The sequence below is a fragment of the Streptomyces sp. NPDC005574 genome, from assembly GCF_040605435.1.
GTDB lineage: Bacteria > Actinomycetota > Actinomycetes > Streptomycetales > Streptomycetaceae > Streptomyces.
On record NZ_JBEXCW010000038.1, the window covers coordinates 32,310 to 53,780 of the forward strand.

General features: G+C 74.9%; 5 protein-coding genes. All 5 read left to right on the top strand.

Annotated elements, in window-relative coordinates; genetic code table 11:
* Nucleotides 1–130: 130 nt before the first annotated feature.
* Nucleotides 131–1,480 carry a transaminase gene (locus tag ABZT03_RS23815; protein WP_356042385.1) on the top strand — a complete coding sequence of 450 codons (1,350 nt, stop codon included), beginning with the start codon at nucleotides 131–133 and terminating at the stop codon, nucleotides 1,478–1,480.
* A gap of 49 nt (nucleotides 1,481–1,529) precedes the next feature.
* Nucleotides 1,530–1,970 carry an AsnC family transcriptional regulator gene (locus tag ABZT03_RS23820; protein WP_356042387.1) on the top strand — a complete coding sequence of 147 codons (441 nt, stop codon included), beginning with the start codon at nucleotides 1,530–1,532 and terminating at the stop codon, nucleotides 1,968–1,970.
* Nucleotides 1,971–2,315: 345 nt separating this feature from the next.
* Nucleotides 2,316–4,040 (top strand): fatty acyl-AMP ligase, encoded by a 1,725-nt coding sequence (locus tag ABZT03_RS23825; protein WP_356042389.1) that lies wholly within the window; start codon nucleotides 2,316–2,318, stop codon nucleotides 4,038–4,040.
* Nucleotides 4,041–4,446: 406 nt separating this feature from the next.
* Complete coding sequence (locus tag ABZT03_RS23830; protein WP_356042391.1) at nucleotides 4,447–18,711, top strand: SDR family NAD(P)-dependent oxidoreductase; 14,265 nt, start codon at nucleotides 4,447–4,449, stop codon at nucleotides 18,709–18,711.
* Between the two features lie 63 nt (nucleotides 18,712–18,774).
* A complete protein-coding gene (locus tag ABZT03_RS23835; RefSeq protein WP_356042393.1) occupies nucleotides 18,775–21,390 on the top strand; it encodes a thioester reductase domain-containing protein in 2,616 nt (871 codons plus the stop codon).
* Nucleotides 21,391–21,471 lie beyond the last annotated feature (81 nt).

The window sequence follows — 21,471 nt, forward strand, 5'->3', positions numbered from 1 at the left end:
CGCGACCTGGCGATTAACCTGCGAATGAATCGATCGTCAGCACGAATGATTCCATCGCTACCTCTTGAGTTCGCACTTTGATCCGTCGTACAGTGCGCTGGTTCCGTCGTCCCGGCCTGCGAGGTCTGCCATGGATCGTCAACGACTGCATGACCTGCTCGTCCGCGAAAGAGCGCAGGCCGAGCGGCTGTGCCCGCGTTCGAAGGACGCTCACGCGCGAGCCGGACACCTTTTCGGGCGGGTCCCGATGACGTGGATGAACAAGACCGCCGGCCCCTTCCCCCGCTACCTGGACGGGGCCCGCGGTGCCCGGGTCACCGACATCGACGGTCACGAGTACATCGACTTCTGCCTCGGCGACACCGGCGCCATGGCCGGTCACTCCCCGGCCGCCGTGGCCGAGGCCGTCCAGCACCGGTTCGCCGTGCGGGGCGGTGCCACCGCGATGCTTCCCACGGAGGAGGCCGAGTGGGTCGGGGCCGAGCTGACCCGCCGCTTCGGGCTGGCCCGCTGGAGCTTCTCACTGACGGCGACGGACGCCAACCGGTGGGCGATCAGGCTCGCCCGGGCCGTCACCGGCCGCCCGAAGATCCTCGTGAACAGCTACAGCTACCACGGCAGCGTCGACGAGTCGCTCATCGTGGTCGGCCCGGACGGACAGGGCGCGGCCCGGCCGGGGAACGTCGGCGCCCCCTGCGACGTCACCCTGACCAGCCGGGTCGCCGAGTTCAACGACCTGGAGCAGCTGGAGCGCGAACTCGCCCACGGTGACGTGGCCGCCGTACTCATGGAACCGGCGCTGACCAACATCGGCATCGTGCTGCCCGAGCCCGGCCACCTCGCCGGCGTCCGCGAACTGACCAGGCGACACGGCACGCTGCTCATCAACGACGAGACCCACACCTTCTCCGCCGGGCCGGGCGGGTGCACCGCCGCCTGGGGCCTGGAACCCGACCTGCTGACCATCGGCAAGGCGATCGGCGGCGGCATCCCGGCCGGCGCCTACGGGCTGTCCGCCGAACTCGCCGACCGGCTGCTGGGCCGGGACGACCTGGACCTGGTGGACATGGGCGGTGTCGGCGGCACCCTGGCCGGCAACGCCCTGTCGGTCGCGGCGATGCGCGCCACCCTCGAACACGTCCTCACCGACGACGCGTTCGCCCGGATGTCGGCGCTGTCCGAACGCTTCGAGGCGGGCGTGCGCGCGGGCATCGACGCCCACGAGCTGCCCTGGTCCGTCAGCCGGCTCGGCGCCCGCACCGAGTACCGCTTCGCCGATCCGGCGCCCCGCAACGGCACCGAGTCCGCGGCGGCTGCCGATCCCGAACTCGAGGACTTCCTGCACCTGTTCCTCGCCAACCGAGGCATCCTGCTGACCCCCTTCCACAACATGGCGCTGATGTGTCCGGACACGACCGAGCGCGACGTGGACACCCACACCGAGCTCTTCGCCGAGGCCCTCGCGGCCCTGGCAGGCTGAAGCACCCGGCGGCGACGGCCGCGCCGGGCGGAAAGGAGACACCCCTCGCATGGACGAGATCGACCGGGCCATCCTGCGCGAACTGCAGACCGACGGCCGTATCGCCTACGCCGACCTGGGCCCGAAGGTCGGCCTGTCGGCGTCCGCGGCCCGCCAGCGACTGCAACGGCTGCTGGACAGCGGGGTGGTGTCGGTGGTCGGGGTCACCGACCCGATGGCCATGGGCGGACAGGCCATGGCCCTGCTCGGCATCGTCGTGGACGGCGATCCGCGCGCGGTCGCCGACCAACTCGCCGCGCGGGACGAGGTGGTCTACGCGGTCCTGACCTCGGGCGGCTTCGACCTGTTCGCCGAGGTCGTCGCCCCGGGTCCCCGGCAACTGCTCGACTTCGTCAACGACGTCGTGCGCCCGGTGGAGGGGGTGCGGCAGATCCAGTCCTTCCCGTACTTCGGCATCCACACCCACCGCTTCCTGTGGGACGTGGGCTGAGCACGCCGTCGGCGGCCCCGGTTCACCGGCGTCGGTCGGGCGGACGCCCTCGGGGGTGGGACAGCTGTCACAGGGTGGGCGGGAGGCTCAATTCCGTTGTGACACCCAGGGTTTACACGATGCCGGTCGGCGGGACCGACGGGACTTGCTAGGGTGCTACTCACCGGTAGCAAGCTGAAAACGGGGGACCACGAGGAGACCGCGCGACCGCGGCTCCTCGGACGAGCGGTCGAGATGGACGCAACGGCAAGGGGGCCGGAGCGGCCACGGCTTCTGCGCGCGCTTCGACGCGGCCCTCGAACGCCAGTTCCTCGCCCACCGATCCAGACAGGTGACACTCGTCTTATGGCTCGATCCCTGGTCGATCTGCTGACCACGCACGCCTCGCACCAGCCCGACCGGACCGCCTACCGCTATCTCGTCACCGGCGACTGTGACGGAGAGATCCAGGACATCACTTACGGCCAACTGGCCGTGCGGACACGGGCGATCGCCGCCTGGCTGCAGGAACGAGGGCTTGCGGGTTCCCGCGCCATGCTGCTGTACCCGCCCGGCCTGGAGTTCATCTCCGGCTACCTCGGCTGCCTCTCCGCCGCCGTCGTCGCCGTACCGGGCGTGCCGCCGCAGGGCCGGTCCCAGAACCACCGTGCCCTCACCCGTATGAAGCGACTGATCGCCGACGCGGACGCCAAGGTGATCCTCGGCGGCCGCGAGGTGATCGCCGCGCTCGGCGCCATGGCGGAACACCTGCCCGAACTCGCCGGCATCACCTGCGTCGTCACCGAGGACATCCCCGACGAGACGGCCGCCGCCTGGCGCGAACCCGACCTCACCGCCGAGTCGGTGGCCTTCCTCCAGTACACCTCCGGGTCCACCTCCGCCCCGCGCGGCGTGACGGTGACCCACGGCAACCTGATGGCGAACGAGCACGCCATCACCGAGCGGATGGGGCACACGCCCGAGGCCGTCGCCGCCCACGACCACGAGATGTTCGTCAGCTGGCTGCCGGTGTACCACGACATGGGCCTCATCGGCCCCGTCCTGAACACCGTCCACCTCGGGGTCACCGCCACCCTCTTCTCCCCGCTGCACTTCCTCCAGCGGCCCCAGCGCTGGCTGACCGCGATCAGCCGCTACCGGCCGCACACCACCGGCGGCCCCAACTTCGCCTACGAGCTGTGCCTCAAGCACGCCACGCCCGAACTCCTCGACGACCTCGACCTGGGTTCCTGGAAGGTCGCCTTCAACGGCGCCGAACCGGTGCGCGCCGCCACCCTCCGCCGCTTCACCGACACCTTCGCCCCGGCCGGCTTCCGCCGCGAGGCGTTCTATCCGTGCTACGGCCTCGCCGAGGCCACCCTCATCGTCACCGGCGGCTCGGTCGACGCCCCGCCCACCCTGGCCGAGGCCGCCTCGGCCGGCCCGCACGCCGGCGCGGCGGACGCCGCCGCCGTCTCCTCCGGCCGGCCCGCCCCCGGCACGACCGTGGTCGTCGCCGACCCCGAACGGCAGGAGGAACTCCCCGAGGGGGAGGTCGGCGAGATCTGGGTCGCCGGCGCGAGCGTCGCCAAGGGCTACTGGCGCAACACCCTCGCCACCCGCGAGACCTTCCGCGCCCGGCTGGCCGGCCGGGAGGAGCGCTTCCTGCGCACCGGCGACCTCGGATTCCTGCGCGACGGTGAGCTGTTCGTCACCGGCCGGCTCAAGGACCTCCTCGTCATCGACGGCCGCAACCACTACCCGCAGGACCTCGAACTGTCGGCCGAGATGTGCCACCCGGCGCTGCGGCCCGGCTGCACCGCTGCGTTCTCCGTGGACGGGGGAGTCGCGGGCGAACAGCCCGTCCTCGTCGCGGAGGTGAGCCCCGTGCCGGCCGAGGAGCACGAACGGATCACCGACCTGATCCGCAGCGCGATCGGCGAGGCGCACGGCCTCGCGGTGCACGACGTCGTGCTCGTCCGTCCCGGGACCATCCCCAAGACCTCCAGCGGCAAGATCCAGCGGCACGCCTCCCGCGCGGCCTATCTGAACGGCACCCTCACCGCCGTCGACACGCCCGCCACCCGCTGACCTGGACGCCGCCGGCCCAACGGCCGTGCGTCGGACCTCCGTTCGGCCACGGCGCCGCCGGTGTGCCGTCGTGCACCGGACGTGACGTCATGCGTCCGTCGCAGGTCGCACACCGGTCACAGCGTCGTGCACCGGACGTGACGTCATGTGTCCGTCGCAGGTCGCACACCGGTCACAGCGTCGTGCACCGGTCATGCCGTCAGCCGGCGGTCGCGCCGTCCTGCACCGGTCAGGCCGCGTGCACCGGCCCTTCAGCCCTGCGGCCGTCACGGCGCCGTGCGCCGGTCGCGGCGCCCTGCGCCGTCGTGGCCCGATCCCGCCGTCCCTCCGTATCGGCGCGCCCCGGCCGGGGCCGTCGCCCGGATCCCGCTCGCGCCCGCCCGAGTTCACGAGGACACCTCTTCACATGCCTGCGAACGAGTCTCCGAAGCAGTACCCCGCGCCGTCCGTCACGACCCCGGAGGGTGTACGGGCCTGGCTGACGGCGGCGGTCGCCGAGGCCGCCGGACTCGATCCGGTGGCCGTCGACCCGGACCGCCCGATCGCCGAACTCGGACTGGGATCGCGCCAGTTGGTGACGCTCGCCGCGAACCTGTCGGAGCGTCTCGGACGTTCCCTCAACCCCGCTCTCGTCTTCGAGCACCCCACGGTCGCCGAACTCGCCGAGGCGGTCCTCGACGACCGGCCCGGCAGCCCCGCCACGGCCCGGCCGCAGCCCGCGGACCGCTCCCCGCGGACCGACGGCGACATCGCGGTCATCTCCATGGCCTGCCACCTCCCCGGCGCCGACGACCCCGAGGCGCTCTGGCGGCTGCTCGCCGAGGGCAGGGAGGCCGTCACCGAGGTGCCCCCGGGCCGTTGGAACACCCAGCGGCTGCTCGACCCCGACCCGGAGACCGCCGGCACGGCGTACTCCCTGCGCGGCGGCTACCTCACCGGCATCGACCGCTTCGACGCGTCCTTCTTCGGCATCTCCCCGCGCGAGGCCGCCGCGATGGACCCGCAGCAGCGGCTCCTGCTGCAGACGACCTGGGAGACGATCGAACGCGCCGGGATCCTCCCGGAGACCCTCAACGGCAGCTCCACCGGCGTCTACCTCGGCCTCTACGACAGCGGATACCTGGCCTCGGCCGCACTGGACCAGCTCGACGGGCATGTCGGCACGGGCTCCGCGGCGAGTGTCGCCTCCGGGCGCATCGCCTACACCCTCGGCCTCCAGGGCCCCGCCGTGACCGTCGACACGGCTTGTTCGTCCTCCCTCGTAGCCCTGCACCTGGCCGCCAGGTCACTGGCCGACGGCGAGTGCGACCTCGCGCTGGCGGGCGGCGCGACGCTGCTGGTCACCCCGCGCGGGCACGTCGAGTTCAGCCGGCTGCGCGGGTTGTCGCCGTCGGGGCGGTGCAGCCCGTTCTCCGCCGACGCGGACGGTGTGGTGTGGGCCGAGGGCTGCGGCCTCGTCCTGCTGAAACGGCTGGCGGACGCACGCCGGGACGGTGACCGGGTCCTCGCGGTCGTCAAGGGCTCCGCGATCAACCAGGACGGCCGCAGCCAGGGTCTGAGCGCCCCCAGCGGGCCCGCGCAGGAGCGGGTGGTGCGCGCCGCGCTGGACGCGGCCGGGCTGACGCCCGCGGACCTGGACCACGTGGAGGCCCACGGCACCGGCACCCCCCTCGGTGACCCCATCGAGGGCCGGGCGCTCGCCGCCGTGTTCGGACCGGGCCGGCCCGGTGAACGGCCGCTCGGCATCGGTTCGTTGAAGTCGAACCTCGGGCACACCCAGGCCGCCGCGGGCATCGCCGGCGTCATCAAGACGGTCCTGGCCCTGCGCAACGAACTCCTGCCGGCGTCGCTGCACGCGGACACGCCCACCGAACACGTCGACTGGGCGGGCAGCGGCCTGCGCGTCCTCGGCGACGCCCAGGCGTGGCCGAGGGACGGTGACCGGGTGCGGAGGGCTGGTGTCAGCGCCTTCGGCATCAGCGGGACGAACGCGCACGTGGTGCTGGAGGAGGCGCCGCCGGAGCCGGCGCGGGCGGCAGCGGGGGAGCAGCCGGTCACCGGGCCGGCCCCGGTTCCGATCGCCGGGCCGGGCGAGGCGGCGACCCCGGCGGGGCCCGGTCTCTTCCCGCTCTCCGCCCGGAGTCCGCGGGCGTTGCGTGGACAGGCCGAGCGGCTCCACCGGGCCCTCCTCGACCGGCCGGAGACGCCCCTGGGCGCCGTGGCCGCGACCCTGGCCCACCGCCGTACGCACTTCGAGCACCGGGCCGTCGTCCGGGCGGCGGACCGTGAGGAACTGCTCACCGCCCTGCGCGCCCTGGCCGACGACCGACCCGGCGGGGACGCGGTGGCCGGTCCCCAACAGATCGCGCCCGGCGGCAAGATGGCGTTCGTCTTCCCCGGACAGGGCTCCCAGTGGGCCGGAATGGCCCGCGACCTGCTCGACCGCGACCCGGTGTTCGCCGACGAACTCGACCGCTGCGACGCCGCGTTGCGCCCGTTCACCACCTGGTCGCCGGCGGCCGTCCTGCGTGGCGACGCCGGCGCCCCCTCCCTGGACCGGGTCGACGTGGTCCAGCCGGTGCTGTTCGCCGTGATGGTGTCCCTGGCCGCCGTGTGGCGGGCGCGGGGGGTCCGCCCCGACGCCGTCGTCGGGCACAGCCAGGGCGAGGTCGCCGCGGCCTGCGTCGCCGGGGCCCTGAGCCTCAACGACGCCGCCGCGGTCGTCGCCCTGCGCAGCCAGGCCCTCACCGGCCTGTCCGGCACCGGCGCCATGGCCGTCGTCGCCCTCCCGCACACCGAGGTCGAGACCCACCTCGGCGCGCACGACGGCCGGGTGTGCGTCGCCGCCGTCAACAGTGGACGCGCCACGGTGGTCGCCGGCGAGGTGACGGCCGTGAGCGCCCTGCTGGCCGAGCTGGAGCGGCGACAGGTGTTCGTCCGCCGCCTCGACGTCGACTACGCCTCCCACAGTGCCCAGGTCGAGCCGGTCCGCGGGACGATCCTCGACGAACTCGACGGCGTCGTGACCTCCCCGACCCCGGTCGCCTGGTACTCGACGGTCACCGGCGAGCCCGTCACCGGGGAACTCGACGCCGGATACTGGTACGACAACCTGCGCGAGCCGGTCCGCTTCGCGCCCACCGTCGAGCGCATGACGGCCGACGGCTACCGGTACTTCGTCGAAGTGGGCCCGCACCCGTCCCTGCTCACCGCGCTGAGCACGGTCGCCGAGGACACCGGCCGCGACCTCGTCGCCGTCGGGTCGCTGCGCCGCGACGAGGACGGGCCCGCCTGCCTGGACCGCGCCGCCGCCGAACTCCACGTCCAGGGACGGCCGGTGGACTGGCGCCGTCTGGTCCCCGACACCCCGGCCGCCGACCTGCCGACATACGCCTGGGACACGCGCCGCCACTGGACCGAACCCGCGCCGGCCACCGGCACCTCGGGTCTCCTGGACCGGGCGGCCCACCCGTTGCTCGGCATCCAGCTGCAGTCGGCGGACGAGACGCGCTGGACCTTCCGCGACGAGTGGTCCCCGGCCACCGCGGACTGGCTGACGGACCACACGGTGTTCGGCCGGACCGTGGTGTCGGGCACCACCGTGATGGAGGTGTGCCGCGCCGCGCTCGCCGTGGCCCGCCCGGACACCCCGGGCGACGTGACCGACCTGCTCCTGCTCGCGCCGCTCGCGCTGCCCGCCACCGGCACGGTCGAGGTGTCCGTGGAGGTGTCCGCCACCGGTCCCGCGACGGAGATCACCGTGCACAGCCGCCGGCGCGGCGAGGAGGGCGCCGACTGGACCCTGCACGCCACCGCGTCGGCGGCCGGGCCGGCCACCGACGACACCGGCCCGCCGCCGGTGTGGCCGGCCACCGCCGCACCGGCCTGGAGCGAGGAGACGTACGAGCGGCTGACCGGCCTGGGTCTCGGCTACGGACCGGCCTTCCAGGGCGTACGGGACGCCGTCGCCGTCCGGGACGGCGAACTGCTCGCCCGGCTGTCCCTGCCGACGGTCGCCCGCGAGGCGAGCGACCCCTATCCGGTCCACCCGGCGCTGCTGGACGCGGCGCTCCAGGTGGCCGCGGCCTTCGACGCCGCCGACGGCCGGGTGCTGCTACCGGTGTCGGTGGGGCGCTGCGTCCTGCCGCCGGGCGGCGCGAGCGACCTGACCGCGTCCCTGCGGCGGACCGGCGGCTCCGGCACCGACCTGACGCTCGACGTGACGCTGTGGGACACCGACGGGCTCCCCGCCGGCCGGCTGGAGGGCGTACGGCTGCGGGCGGCCGACCCGGCCGACCTGGACGCCGGATCGGAGAACGCCCGGCACCTGTACGAGATCGCCTGGACCGCGATCACCCCCGAACCGGCGCAGGACCCCGACGCGCGGCCGGCCGCGCCCACCGCCGACCGGCCGGACCGTCCCGTCACGGACCGGCCATGGACCCTGGTGGGTGACCCCTCGGACCCGGACGTCACCGCCGCCCTCCGTGGCCTCACCGGGGCAGGAATCCGGGCCACCGTCCGCACCACGGGCCCGCTCCCCGGCGTGCCGAGCGTGGACTTCGGACAGGAGGCCGGACCGACGCCGGTCGGTGCGCCTGCTGTGACGGCGGACGCGGGTGCCCAGCCGGACGGTTCGGGTCCGGACGCCGGGTTCGGCGGGTCCACCGCTTCGGGCCCGCCCGGAGCGGTGGACGCGGGCCCGCGGACCGGCGACGCAAGCTCGGGCGTGCTCGTCCGGTTCTGGCCGCGCCCCCTGCCCGGTCACGAACTGCCCTCCGGCGCACATGCGTTGGCGGTCGCCGCGCTGGCCGAGGTGCGGGCGTCGCTCGCGCTGCCGGCCGGTGAGGCACCCGCCCGGGTGGTGTGGGTGACCCGTGGGGCGGTCGCGGCCGCGGACGGGGACAGCGTGCCCGGTCTCGCCCAGTCGGTGCTGTGGGGGCTGGCCCGCAGCACCCGCACCGAGCACCCGGACCTCGGACTCAGCCTCCTCGACCTCGACGGCTTCGACCCGGTGGCCGCGCTGACGGCGGCCGTCGCCCACGCGGCCGAGCCCGAACTCGCCGTACGCGACGGCAGGGTGCTGGCGCCGAGGCTGGTGCGCGCCCGCACGAAGGACGCGCCTGCGACCATGACGGACGACCGACGCGAGCAGGCCACCGGCCCGCAGCACGCGCGTCCGCGCCCGCGGGACGCGGCGCCCCGCAGCTCGCTCCCCACCGAGGGGACCGTTCTGATCACCGGCGGACTCGGCGCGGTCGGCCTTCACCTCGCCCGGCTGCTCGCGGAACACGGCGTCCCGCGCATGCTGTTGACGTGCCGTCAGGGTCCGAACGATCCGCGTGCCGCGGAGGCGGTCGCCGAACTCGCGGCCCTGGGAGCGGCCGCCGAGGTGGTCGCGTGTGACGTGGCCGACGCGTCCGCCCTGGCCGGCGTACTCGCGTCCGTCGGTGAACGGACGCCGTTGCGCGGAGTCGTGCACTGCGCCGGCGTCCTGGCCGACGGAGTGGTCGCCGAACTGACGCCCGAACGTCTCACGCGGGTGCTCCGCCCCAAGGTCGACGGTGCCGCCCACCTGCACCGGCTCACCGCCGACCTGCCCCTGGACTTCTTCCTGCTGGTCTCCTCGGCCGCCGGTGTCGTCGGCAACGCGGGGCAGGCGAACTACGCGGCGGCCAACGTCTTCCTCGACCAACTCGCCCACCACAGGCGGGCGCTGGGCCTGCCCGCCGTCTCCGTGGCGTTCGGCGCGTGGTCGGGCGGGGGCCTGGCCGCCGAGCACGCCGACCTCGACCGCATGGCCCGCCTCGGCCACCGCGCCCTCACCCCCGACCAGGGCCGCGACCTCGTCCGGCTCGCCCTGCGGCGCGGCTCCCCGCACCTCGTCGCCTGGGCGCTCGACCTGCCCCGCCTGCGGGCCACCGCGGCCACCGCGGCCACCGGGGACAGCGGTACGACGGCGCTGTGGCGGTCCCTGCTGCCCCCGCCCCCCGCCGGACAGGGCGCGGGGCCCCGCCTGGCGGACCGACTCGCCCGGCTCCCGGAGCCCGAACGCGCCGAACGCGTCCTCGCCCTGGTCCGCGAGGAGGCCGCCCACGCCCTCGGCCTGCGCGCGGCGGACTCCGTCCCCGCCGACCGGCCGCTGCGCGACCTCGGCATGGACTCGGTGACGGCGGTCGACCTGCGCAACCGCATCGGCACCCGCATCGGTGCCAAACTGCCCGCCACCCTGCTGTTCGACCACCCCACCCCGGCCCGGCTCACCACCCACCTGCTGGCCACGGCCCTCGCCACCGACGGCCGTACAAGCGGACGGACCGCGAAGGCCGCACGCCCCGCCCGCACTGCCCCCTCGGCCGTCGACGAACCGGTGGCGCTGGTGTCGATGGCCTGCCGGCTGCCCGGCGGGGTCGAGGACCCGGAGGGGCTGTGGCGCCTGGTCGCCGAGGGCCGCGACGCCGTCGGGCCGTTCCCGGCCGGCCGCTGGGACGTGGAGGCGCTCTACGATCCCGACCCGGACGCCCCCGGCAAGTCCTACGCGCGTGAGGGCGGCTTCCTCGACGACATCGAGTCCTTCGACGCGGGGTTCTTCGGGATCACCCCGAAGGAGGCCGCGGCGATGGACCCCCAGCAGCGGCTCCTGCTGGAGACGGCCTGGGAGTCGCTGGAGCGTGCCGGACTCGTGCCGGCCGACCTCGCGGGCAGCACCACCGGCGTGTACGTCGGCATGTTCGGCAGCGGCTACCTGTCCGGCACCCGGCTCGACCGGCTGGACGGATACGTCGGCACCGGCCAGGCGCTCAGCGTGGCCTCCGGCCGGCTCGCCTACACCCTCGGCCTCAACGGCCCGGCCATGACGGTGGACACGGCCTGCTCCTCGTCACTGGTGGCCGTGCACCTGGCGGCCCAGGCGCTGCGGGCGGGCGAGTGCGACCTGGCCCTGGCCGGCGGGGTGACGCTGATGGTGACCCCGCAGACGTTCGTGGAGTTCAGCCGGCTGCGGGGCCTGTCGCCGACCGGCCGCTGCCGGTCCTTCTCGGACGACGCCGACGGCGCCATCTGGTCCGAGGGCGCGGGCATGGTCGTACTGAAGCGGCTCGCGGACGCCCGGCGTGACGGCGACGAGGTACTCGCCGTGCTGCGCGGCACCGCCGTCAACCAGGACGGCCGCAGCCAGGGCCTGTCCGCGCCCAACGGCCCCGCGCAGGAGCAGGTCGTCCGGCGCGCCCTGGAGTCGTCCGGACTGGCACCCGCCGACATCGACCACGTCGAGGCGCACGGGACGGGCACCACCCTGGGCGACCCGATCGAGGCCAACGCGCTCGCCCAGGTGTTCGGCGGCTCACGCCCCCACGACCGTCCCCTGCATGTGGGGTCTCTCAAGTCCAACATCGGCCACGCGCAGGCCGCTTCGGGCGTCATCGGGCTGATCAAGGTGGTGCAGTCGCTGCGTCACGAGGAGCTGCCGCGCACCTTGCACGCGGGCACCCCCAGCCGTCACGTGGACTGGGCGGACAGCGGGCTGAGCCTGCTGCGCGAACCGGCCGACTGGCCGCGGGGCGAGCGGATACGGCGGGCCGGCGTGAGCGCGTTCGGGATCAGCGGCACCAACGCGCACGTCGTGGTGGAGGAGGCCCCGGCAGCCGAACCCGCGCCAGCGCCGGCCCGACGACCCACGGGATCCCTGCTGTTCACGGTGTCCGGGCGCGGCGCGGACGCCCTGCGCGGCCAGGCCGCACGGCTGGCCGCCCACCTGTCCGAGGACACACCGCTGCCGGACCTGGCGCACACGCTGGCCCGGCACCGCAGCCACTTCGAGCGCCGGGCAGCCGTGGTGGCGGCCGACCGGGAGGAACTCCTCGACGGGCTGGAGGCGTTGGCGAGCGGACGGACCGTGCCCGCGCCACCCCGCGAGGAACCGGCGGGCAAGGTGGCGTTCGTGTTCGCCGGTCACGGCGGTCAGTGGCCCGGGATGGCGCTGGACCTCATGGCGGGCTCCGACGCGTTCCGCGAGGAACTGACCCGGATCGACGAGGCGGTGCTCCGGCAGGCCGGCTGGTCGGTGCTCACCGCGCTGCGGGCCCCGGAGGACGTCGCGCCGCTCGCCCGCACCGAGTTCCTGCAACCGGTGCTGTTCGCCGTCAACGCGGCGCTGGCCGCGGCCTGGCGCGCCCTCGGCGTCACCCCCGACGCCGTGACCGGCCACAGCCTGGGAGAGATCGCCGCCGCCTACACCGCGGGCGCCCTCACCCTTGAGCAGGCCGTCACCGTGGTGACCGGGCGCGCCCGCGCCGTCGTACCACTGGAGAACCAGGGCGGCATGCTCGCCGTCGAACTGCCGCGCCCCGAGACCGAGATGCTGCTCGCGCCCTACGCCGGACGGCTGTTCGTCGCGGCCGTCAACAGCGCCAGGTCCACCGCGGTCTCCGGCGACATCGAGGCGCTGGCCGCCCTGCGCGCCCACCTGGAGGAGCGGGGCGTCCCCGCCCGCGGCCTCTCGACGCCCTTCGCCTCGCACACCCCGCTCATGGAACCGCTCCGAGCGGACCTGCTCGACCGGCTCGCCGGGGTCACCGGATCGGCCGCCTCGACGCCGCTGTACTCGACCGTGCTGGCCCAACCCGTCACCGGAGACCGGCTGGACGCCGGGTACTGGTTCGGCAACCTCAGCGAGCCGGTGCGTTTCGCCGACACCGTCCGGCGCATGCTCGACGACGGCTACCGCACGTTCGTGGAGCTCAGCCCCCATCCCTCGCTCGGCCCGTCGATCGAGGCGGTGGCCGCCGAGGCCGGCGTCGACGCCGTGAGCGTGGCCTCGCTGCGCCGCCAGCAGGGCGGTCAGGAGGTCCTGCTGCGCGGACTGGGTGAGCTGTACGCGGCCGGTCACACCCCCGACTGGTCCGTCCTGTTCCCGGCGGGCCGCCGCACCGACCTGCCCACCTACGCCTTCGCCCGCGAACGCCACTGGATCACCCCCGAGCCCCTCGCCCCGGCGGCCGGCCACGGCTCGCCGCTCCTCGGCACCCATGTCGAGGCCAGCGACGAACCCGACCGGCACCTCTTCCAGCTGGACGTCGACCTGCGCGACAGCCGCTTCGCCTATCTCGCCGACCACCGGGTCACCGGCGAGGTCTGGCTGCCGGCCGCCGCGTTCCTCGACCTGGTCCTGGAGTCCGCGTCCGCGCTGTCGGACGGCGATGACATCCGGCTGTCCGACGTCCGGTTCGCCCAACCTCTGCGGCTGGACGCGGACACGCCCGTGCGGCTCCAACTGGTGCTGCGGCCGGCCGAGGACGGCCGGCGCGAGTTCACCGTCGCCTCGGCTCCCGCCGGCGAGCGGGGCGCGCCCTGGCAGCGGCACGTCAGCGGGCGGATGAACGTCGGCACCGCCGATCCCGCCGCCGACTCCGCCGCCGACCCGGGTGAGGACCTCACCCGGCTGCGTGAACCCGGCGTGCGGGAAGCCGACTTGACGTCCGTGTACGCCGGGCTCGCGGCCCTCGGTATCGACTACGGCCCCGCCTTCCGCGGACTCCAGGAGGGCCGCCGTACCGACACGGAGGCGCTGGGGCGGCTGGCCGCACGGCCCGACGCCGGACACCTGCTGCACCCCGCCGTCCTCGACGCGGCCTTCCACACGGCCGCCCTGCCCCAGGACGCGCCCGAGGGGCGGGCGTTCGTGCCCGCGGGAGTGGGACGGCTGCGTTACACCGCCCTGCGGACCGCGCCGGTGTGGGTGACCTGCCGGCTGCGCTCGGTGGACGGCGACCGGGCGACGCTGGACCTGCGCCTGTGGGACGAGCACGACCGACTCGTGCTGGAGGCCGAGGAGTTCGAGCTCGCCGCCCTCTCACCGCTGGACGGCGCGCTGTTCGAGACGCGCTGGCAGCCGCGGCCCGACGCCAAGGAAAGGCCCGCGCAGGGCACTTGGCTGATCCTGGCCGACGAGGGCTCGACGGCCGACGACGGCTCGGTGGCCGGCGATCTCGCCGGGCGGCTGCGCGCCGCGTCCGTGCCGTACGTCGGCGTCCGCCGGGGAGCGGAGTTCGCCGCCGAGGGCGACGGACGGTACGTGCTCGATCCGGCCGATCCGCGCCAGTGGACCCGGCTGCTCGACGAGGCGTTCCCGGACGGACCGCCCCGCCGGGTCGTCCAGCTGTCGTCCCTGGACGCACCGCCGGTCACCGACACCGCGTCCGCGCGGGAGGCGGCCCGGCTGTGCTGCCTGCACACCCTGCACCTGGTCCGTGCCCTCACCGACCGTCCCCAGGGCCGCCCACCCCGTCTGTTCGTGGTGGTCAGGGGCAGCCAGGCGGCCGACGGCAGCACCCGGGTGGTCCACCCCGAACAGGCCCTGGCCTGGGGCTTCGGGCTCGCCGTGGCGCAGGAGCACCCGGAGTTCACCACCACGCTGATCGACCTGCCGCCCACCGGCGGCGCCGAGGCCCTGTGGACGCAACTGCGCCACGCGGACGACGAACGCCTGGTCGCGCTGCGCCCCGAGGGCCGCCTCGTCCCGCGCCTGACCCGCACCCGCCCGGACGACGCCGGCCACGCCCGGGTCACCCCGGACGGCGTCCACCTGATCACGGGCGGCCTCGGCGGCCTCGGCCGCGTCGCGGCCGAACGCCTGGTGCGCCGCGGGGCCCGCCACCTGGCCCTGCTGAGCCGGGGCACCCCCACCCCCGACGCGGCGCGCTGGATCGCGGCACAGGAGGAGCGCGGGGTCAGTGTGCGCCTGGTGCGCGCCGACGTCGCCGACCGCGCCGGCCTGGGGGCCGCCCTGGACGCCGTACGACAGGAAGCCGGTCCCATCACCACGGTCGTCCACGCGGCCGGCGTCCTCGACGACGCGACGGTGGCGAACCTGACCGACGAACGCGTCCTCGGTGTCCTCGCCCCCAAGGTCCTCGGCACCGCCCTGCTCACCGAACTCGTGCCGGAGGCCGAGGACTTGATCCTGTTCGCCTCGGTGGCCGGACTCCTCGGCTCGGCCGGGCAGAGCCCGTACTCGGCGGCCAACGCCTTCCTCGACGCCTGGGCCCACCATCTCTCGCGCACCGGACGCCGGGCACTGAGCCTGGACTGGGGCGCCTGGGCGGAGGTCGGCATGGTCGCGGCCTCCGGCACCCGGGCGGCCGAGACCGGCCGGTCGGGTCTGATCGCCTTCACCCCGCAGGAGGGCGGCGAACTCCTCGACCGGGTACTGGCCACCTCGCGCCGCCAGCTCGCCCCCGTCGCCCTGGACTGGGAACTCCTGGCCCTCGACCCGGACGCGGCCCGCACCCGTCCGATCCTGGCCGACCTCGTCACCGCCCCGGCGACCGCCGCCGGCGCCGACGACCTGGTCGGGAAGATCCTCACCGCGCCGACGGACCAGGCCCGCGCCGAGCGCCTCGAAGCGTACGTACGGGCCAGGGTCGGCGAGGTGTCCGGCGGCACCGCGGACGTGTCACCCACCGCCGGGCTGAAGGAACTCGGCCTCGACTCCCTCATGCTGGTACGGCTGCGCAACGCCTTCGTCCGCGAACTCGGCGTCGAACTCCCCGCGGCCGCCCTGTTCTCGGCCACCGACCTGCGCGGCCTCGCCCGCACCCTGGACCGCGCCCTGCCCGACCGCGACAGCGCGGCCGCGGCATCCGGACAGCCGCGGCCCGCGGAGCCGGCCGCGCCGGCACCCGATCACACCGTGCTCCCCGCCACCCGCGATGTCGTACGGCTGCTGCGCAGCGCCCAGCCGGGCATGCCGGACGCGGCACACGCCGTCGGCCTCGCCGTACGGCTCGTGTCGCCGACCACCCCCGACGCGCTCACCGGCATCCTCGCCCGTCTCGGCGCACGGCACGCGGCCCTGCGCACCGCGATCGTCACCGGCCCCGAAGGCGGCCGACAGCTGCGCGCACAGCGGGAGTTGACGGAACCTCTGCTCCGCTGGACACAGGTCACCACCGGGACCGGACCCGACGCGGCCGAAGGTCTCCGCCTGCTCCTGGAACCGCCGTTCGACCTGACCCGACCGCCGCTGTGGCGCTTCGAACTGCTGGACGCCGGCGCACACGGCCAGACACTGGTGTTCGGCGCCCACCACGCGGTGAGCGACCTGCAGTCACTGCTGCTGGTGGCCGCGGAGATCGACGCCGAACTGTCCGGCACCCCGCTGGACGACACCGTCAGCAACCGCGACCTCGACCTGCTGGTCGCGGCGCAGGAGACCAAGGGGGCCAGGCGTACCCGGGAGGACGCCGACGGCGCCGCCGAGTGGCGCCGGGCCTTCCACGGCAGCGCCCGCCTGGACCTCACGCTCGCCCGGCCGCGCCCGGCACACCGCTCCTACCGGGCGGGCAGTGTCACCGTGGCCCTTCCCGAAGGGCTCACGGAACGCGTCTCGAAGGCCGCGAGCCGGCTCGCCGTCACCCCCGCCGCGTTCTGCCTGGGCGCGCTGACCGTGCTGCTGGCCCGGCGCAGGGAACGCGAACGCTTCGTGCTCGCCGTGCCGGTGGACACGCGGATGCACGCCGACGCCTTCGACGCCGTGGGCTTCTTCGGCGTACCGGTGCCGTTCCCGGCCGAGGCCCGGTTCGACGAGCCGGTAGCGGAGGTGCTGCGCCGCACCGACAGCCGCCTCGCGCGGATCCTGGCGAAGGGCACCGTCTTCTCCGACGTGCTGCCGACGCTGGCCGCACAGGGGCTGCACCGGCCGAACGCACCGCTGGTGGAGGTGTACTTCAACTACGTACGGTCCGCGTCCGGTCGCCTCACCCGGCTGGACGTGCTGCCCGCCGGAACGGGCTACTCCGACCTCGACCTGATGATCACCATGACTCCGGACGCGGGAGGGGTCCGCCTCGACCACAACCTCGACATCCTGGACGCGGAGACCGCCACCGGGCTGGGGGAGGAGCTCGTGCGGCTGCTGGACGAGACGGCCGCCGACCCGCAGAGCCGGGTACGGCCCGAGGGGAGGGCGACCGGTACCTCGTCCGAGCCGGCGGTCGAGGTGGCATCACCCGCGACCGATCACACGACCGACCGCTCGGCCGGTGCCGGTGCCGGTGCCGGTGCCGGTGCCGACGCCGTCCCGCGGCCCACCCTCGCCCTCGCCGCCACCTTCGCCCTCGGCAACCTCCCCGCCCTGTACGCGGCGGCGGTCGACGAGGGCGCCCGGGACGGGGGGACGGCCACGGTCACGGAGGCCCCGTACCACCAGGTGCTCGCCGCCGTGCAGGACCCCTCCGGCGTCTTCGCCGACCCCGCCGTGACGGCCGGGGTGGTGCTGGTGCGGGCGGCCGACCTCCAGCGCTTCGGCCCCGTGGACGACACGCTGCTCGCCGAACTGCGGGGCGCGTACCCGGCCGCCCTGCGCGCCCTCGCCGAGCGCACCCGCACGCCGCTGATCGTGGGCTTCCTGCCCACCGCCCACCCCGAGGACCGCCTGACCCGCTGGGAGCGGGAGGTAGCCGGCGAACTCGCCGAACTGCCCGGCGTCGCCGTGCTGCGGCCCGACGACTGGACACGCCACCACGCCGTCGGCGAACGCTTCGACGAGCGGACCGAACGCCTGGCCCACCTGCCCTTCACCCCGCACTTCCAGGCGGCCGTGGCCCTGCGCCTGGCGGAGACCGTACGGGCGGTCCGGCGGCCCGCGCCGAAGGTGATCGTGGTCGACGGCGACGAGACCCTGTGGGGCGGGATCGCCGGAGAGATCGGGCCTCGGGCCGTCGACCTCACCGGCGCGCGCGAGCTGCTGGCCCGCAGGCTGCTGCGGTGGCGGGCGGCAGGCGTGCTGCTGGCCCTGGTCAGCAACAACGACGAGGACACGGTCCGGGCCGTACTGGACCGCCCCGACAGCCTGCTCAAGGCGGAGCACTTCAGTGTCCTGTCCGCCGCCTGGGACCCCAAGCCGGTGCGCGTGGCCGAGGCGGCGCGCACACTGAACCTGGGCCTCGACAGCTTCCTGTTCCTCGACGACAACCCGGCCGAGATCGCGAGGATGCGGTCGGCGCTGCCGCAGGTCCTGTCGGTGACCTGCCCGCCGGAGGCCGAACTCCCCGCCTTCCTGGACCGGTTGTGGCCCCTGGTCCCGGCCGCGGCCACCGCCGAGGACGCGCTGCGGGCGCGCTTCTACGAGCAGGAAAGGGAACGGGACGCCGTCCGCGACCAGGCCGGCTTCGAGGAGTTCCTCGACCGGCTCGACCTGCGCGTCGAACTGCGGGAGCTGGCACCGGACGGAGCGGCGCGGGCCGAGCAACTCGTGCGCCGAACCAACCAGTTCACCCTGCGTGGCCGCTCGGCGGACGGCGGCGACCTCGCCCGGTGGCGCGAGCGGGGCGAGGTGTGGACGGCCGCGGCCCGCGACCGCTTCGGCGACTACGGCCAGATCGGCCTGCTCGCCGTCCGCGCGGAGGGCGACCGACTCGACGTACTGGCCTGGCTGATGAGCTGCCGAGCGCTCGGCCGGGGCGTCGAGGAACGCATGCTGGGCTGGCTCGCCGACCGGGCCGAACAGCTCGGCTGCACCAAGATCCGGCTGACCGCGGAGCGCACTCCGCGCAACGCGCCGGCACGGCGTCTGCTGGCCGCCCTCGGCGGTGGTGAGCAGGACGACGAACGGCTGGAGGCCGTCGGGACGCCCGAGCACCTGCGGGCGTTCCGCTCCTGGCGGCAGCAGTGACCGGGCCGGCCACGACCCGGGGCAGCAGTGACGAAAGGACCGCGTACAGCGTGAAGGACTTCCATGCGTGAGACGAACGAGACCGCACCGGGACACGACGGACAGCGGGAGACCGCCGAGGAGATCGAGCGGGGCGGCGGCGGACCGGCCGTGAGCGACCTGCTCGCCCGAGTCCTGGGGGCCGCGGCAGGGGCCGGGCCCGTGGACCCGGCCGCGGAAGCGGCGGCGGGCGAGGCGGAAGCGACGGCGGGTCACGCGGAAGCGGGTGCCGCCGCACCTGCGCACGGGGGTGCGGGTGCGGAAGCTGGCGTCGCCGTACCTGCGCACAGGGGTGCGGAAGCGATCGCCGCCGTCCTGCCGTCCCCCGACCCGGGAACCGCGCCCCGCTCCGATCCCGCCCTCGCCCCCGTGCCGGCCACCGGCGCCCCGGTCCTGGATCCGGACGGCCTCGCCGCCGTCATCGCCACCACGGCCGGCCGCTTCCTGCCCGGCGGGCACCTGTCACCGGACGCGGACTTCTTCGACGCCGGCGGCAGTTCCGTGAACGCGGTGGAGCTCGTCGCCACCCTGGAGGACGAGCTGGGCATGGAGGTCGACCTGGACGAGGTGTTCGCCGACGCCCGCCCGCGCAGCCTCGCCCGGCGCTGGCTGGAGACCACCGGGGGAGCGCCCCTCCCCACCGCGGCACCCCGGGCGGCCACGGCGGCCTCCGCCGCCCCGGCCACCGGCACACCCGGCCCGACCACCGGCACACCCGCCCCGACCACCGGCACACCCGGCCCGGCCGTCACCCCGACGCCGGCCGCCCCCCTCACGGCCAACGCCGCGGTCACCCCGTACCCCACCGCCGACCTCGCCCCGTACTCCACCGCCCGGCGCGAGGACCTGGAGCAGATCCTGGCCGATCTCGCGCTCGCCGACCGGCTGCCGTTCACCGGCTCGCCCGAGCCCCTGCCTCCGCGCCGCGTCCTGCTGACCGGCGCCACCGGCTTCCTCGGCAGCCACATGCTGCTCGACCTGCTGCGGCACAGCGACGCGCACGTGTACTGCCTGGTGCGCGCGGCGGACGAGGCGGCGGCCACGGCCCGTCTCGGCGAGGCACTCCAGGGCTACGAGCTGCCCTGGTCCTCGGAGGTGCGGCGGCGCGTCACGGTGCTGGCCGGCGACATCCGCCGTCCGCGTCTCGGGCTGTCCGACGAGCTGTGGCACACGCTGGCCCACGAACTGGACAGCGTCGTGGGCGTGGCGGCGGCCGTGGACTTCCTGCGCGGATACCACTCGCTGCGCTCCAGCAACGTCCTCGGCGCGCTGACCCTGGCCGAGCTGGCGTCGGCCGGGCGTCCGAAGCCCCTGCACCACATCTCCTCGATCGCCGTCTTCAACGAGGTCGGCATCACCTCCATGGGCGAGGACGACCCGCTGGCCCACGTCGACCGCCTGATAGCGGGCTACGACCAGACGAAGTGGGCCGCCGAGGTCGCCCTGCGCCGCGCCCGCGACCACGGCCTGGTCGTCACCGCCCTCAGGCCGGGCGGCATCGGCGGCCACACCCGGACCGGCGCGCACAACCCGCAGGACCTCAGCAGCGGCCTGATCTCGGCGTTCGGCCGCTTCCGCACGGTACCGGCGTTCCGGCACCTGAACGCGGCGCCCGTGGACTGGGTGAGCCGCGCCGCCGTCGGCGTGATCTGCGCCCCCGACGCCTGGGGCTTCGACTACAACCTGACCGGCGTGCCGAACACCCTGGACGACGTCGTGGCGGACATGGCACTCGGCGGCATGCACGTGCGGGTGCACGACTGGGAGGAGTGGCGGGCCGACGCCCTGGCCCGTCTCCAGGCCGAACCGGTCCCTGAACTCGCCTTCCTGGAGCGGGTGTTGCAGAGTCCGGCGGCGCTGAAGCTGTGCGAGGCGACCCTCACGGGGCCCGCCGCCGGCATGGACCGCACCGCCGCGGTCACCGCCGCCCTCGGCCTCGCGCCCGCCGCCCGGTTCGACGCGCGGGCGCAGCTCAGGACGTTCGAGAAGCTCGCCCGCGACGGCCTGGCCCGCCTGCCGCACAAGGACGACCAGCCCTACCTGTGGTTCTCCGAGACCACCGAGGGCAGCGTCCGCCCCATCGGCACCACCGCCCGCGCCACCGACTGCTCGATGGAGCTGACGCTCTCCATCGCGAGCATGCACCAACTGGTCACGGAGCGGCGGGTGGACGCGCGCGGTCGGCTGGGCTGCACGGCCGTACACGCCGAGCCGCTGACCGTGGAACGCGGCGACGTGTGGGTCCGGCCGGACGAGGGCATCCCCCAGCAGCACGGCATGCGTCACCAACTTCTGCGCTACCGGCTTCAGTTGACCGACGTGGACGGTGGCCGTTGGTGGCTGGAGGGCCGTAAGTACGCCCGCGCCCGCCGCGATGTGTGGCGCCAGGCCCGGGCGTTGAGCGTCGAGATCGGCCGCGAGGGCGAGGCTGCGAGCCTGGCCGGCGAGGTCGTCGTCCCCGCCGAGTCCTACGTCCGTGACCAGATCGACGGCATCAGGGTCGACCCGCGTCTGACCGGCCGCGAGAAGCGGGCCGCCAAGCTGACCTGGCTCGCCTGGTTCGGCCTGGAGATGGGCCGCGGCCTGCTCGGTCCCTTCGCCCGGGCCGCCGCCGACCTGCTCGACCTGCGCCGCACCTAGGTGGCTTGTGAGGCATCCCCGCGACGCCCGGCACGCCCGGTCGCCGCACGGCGCGAAGGGCCAGGTTGGTCCGCCGCGCCG

What these genes read in the sequence shown, in the direction of transcription:
- ABZT03_RS23815 (WP_356042385.1), top strand. Translation starts at nt 131, where the DNA reads ATGGATCGTCAACGACTGCATGACCTGCTCGTCCGCGAAAGAGCGCAG.
- ABZT03_RS23825 (WP_356042389.1), top strand. Translation starts at nt 2,316, where the DNA reads ATGGCTCGATCCCTGGTCGATCTGCTGACCACGCACGCCTCGCACCAG.
- ABZT03_RS23820 (WP_356042387.1), top strand. Translation starts at nt 1,530, where the DNA reads ATGGACGAGATCGACCGGGCCATCCTGCGCGAACTGCAGACCGACGGC.
- ABZT03_RS23830 (WP_356042391.1), top strand. Translation starts at nt 4,447, where the DNA reads ATGCCTGCGAACGAGTCTCCGAAGCAGTACCCCGCGCCGTCCGTCACG.
- ABZT03_RS23835 (WP_356042393.1), top strand. Translation starts at nt 18,775, where the DNA reads ATGCGTGAGACGAACGAGACCGCACCGGGACACGACGGACAGCGGGAG.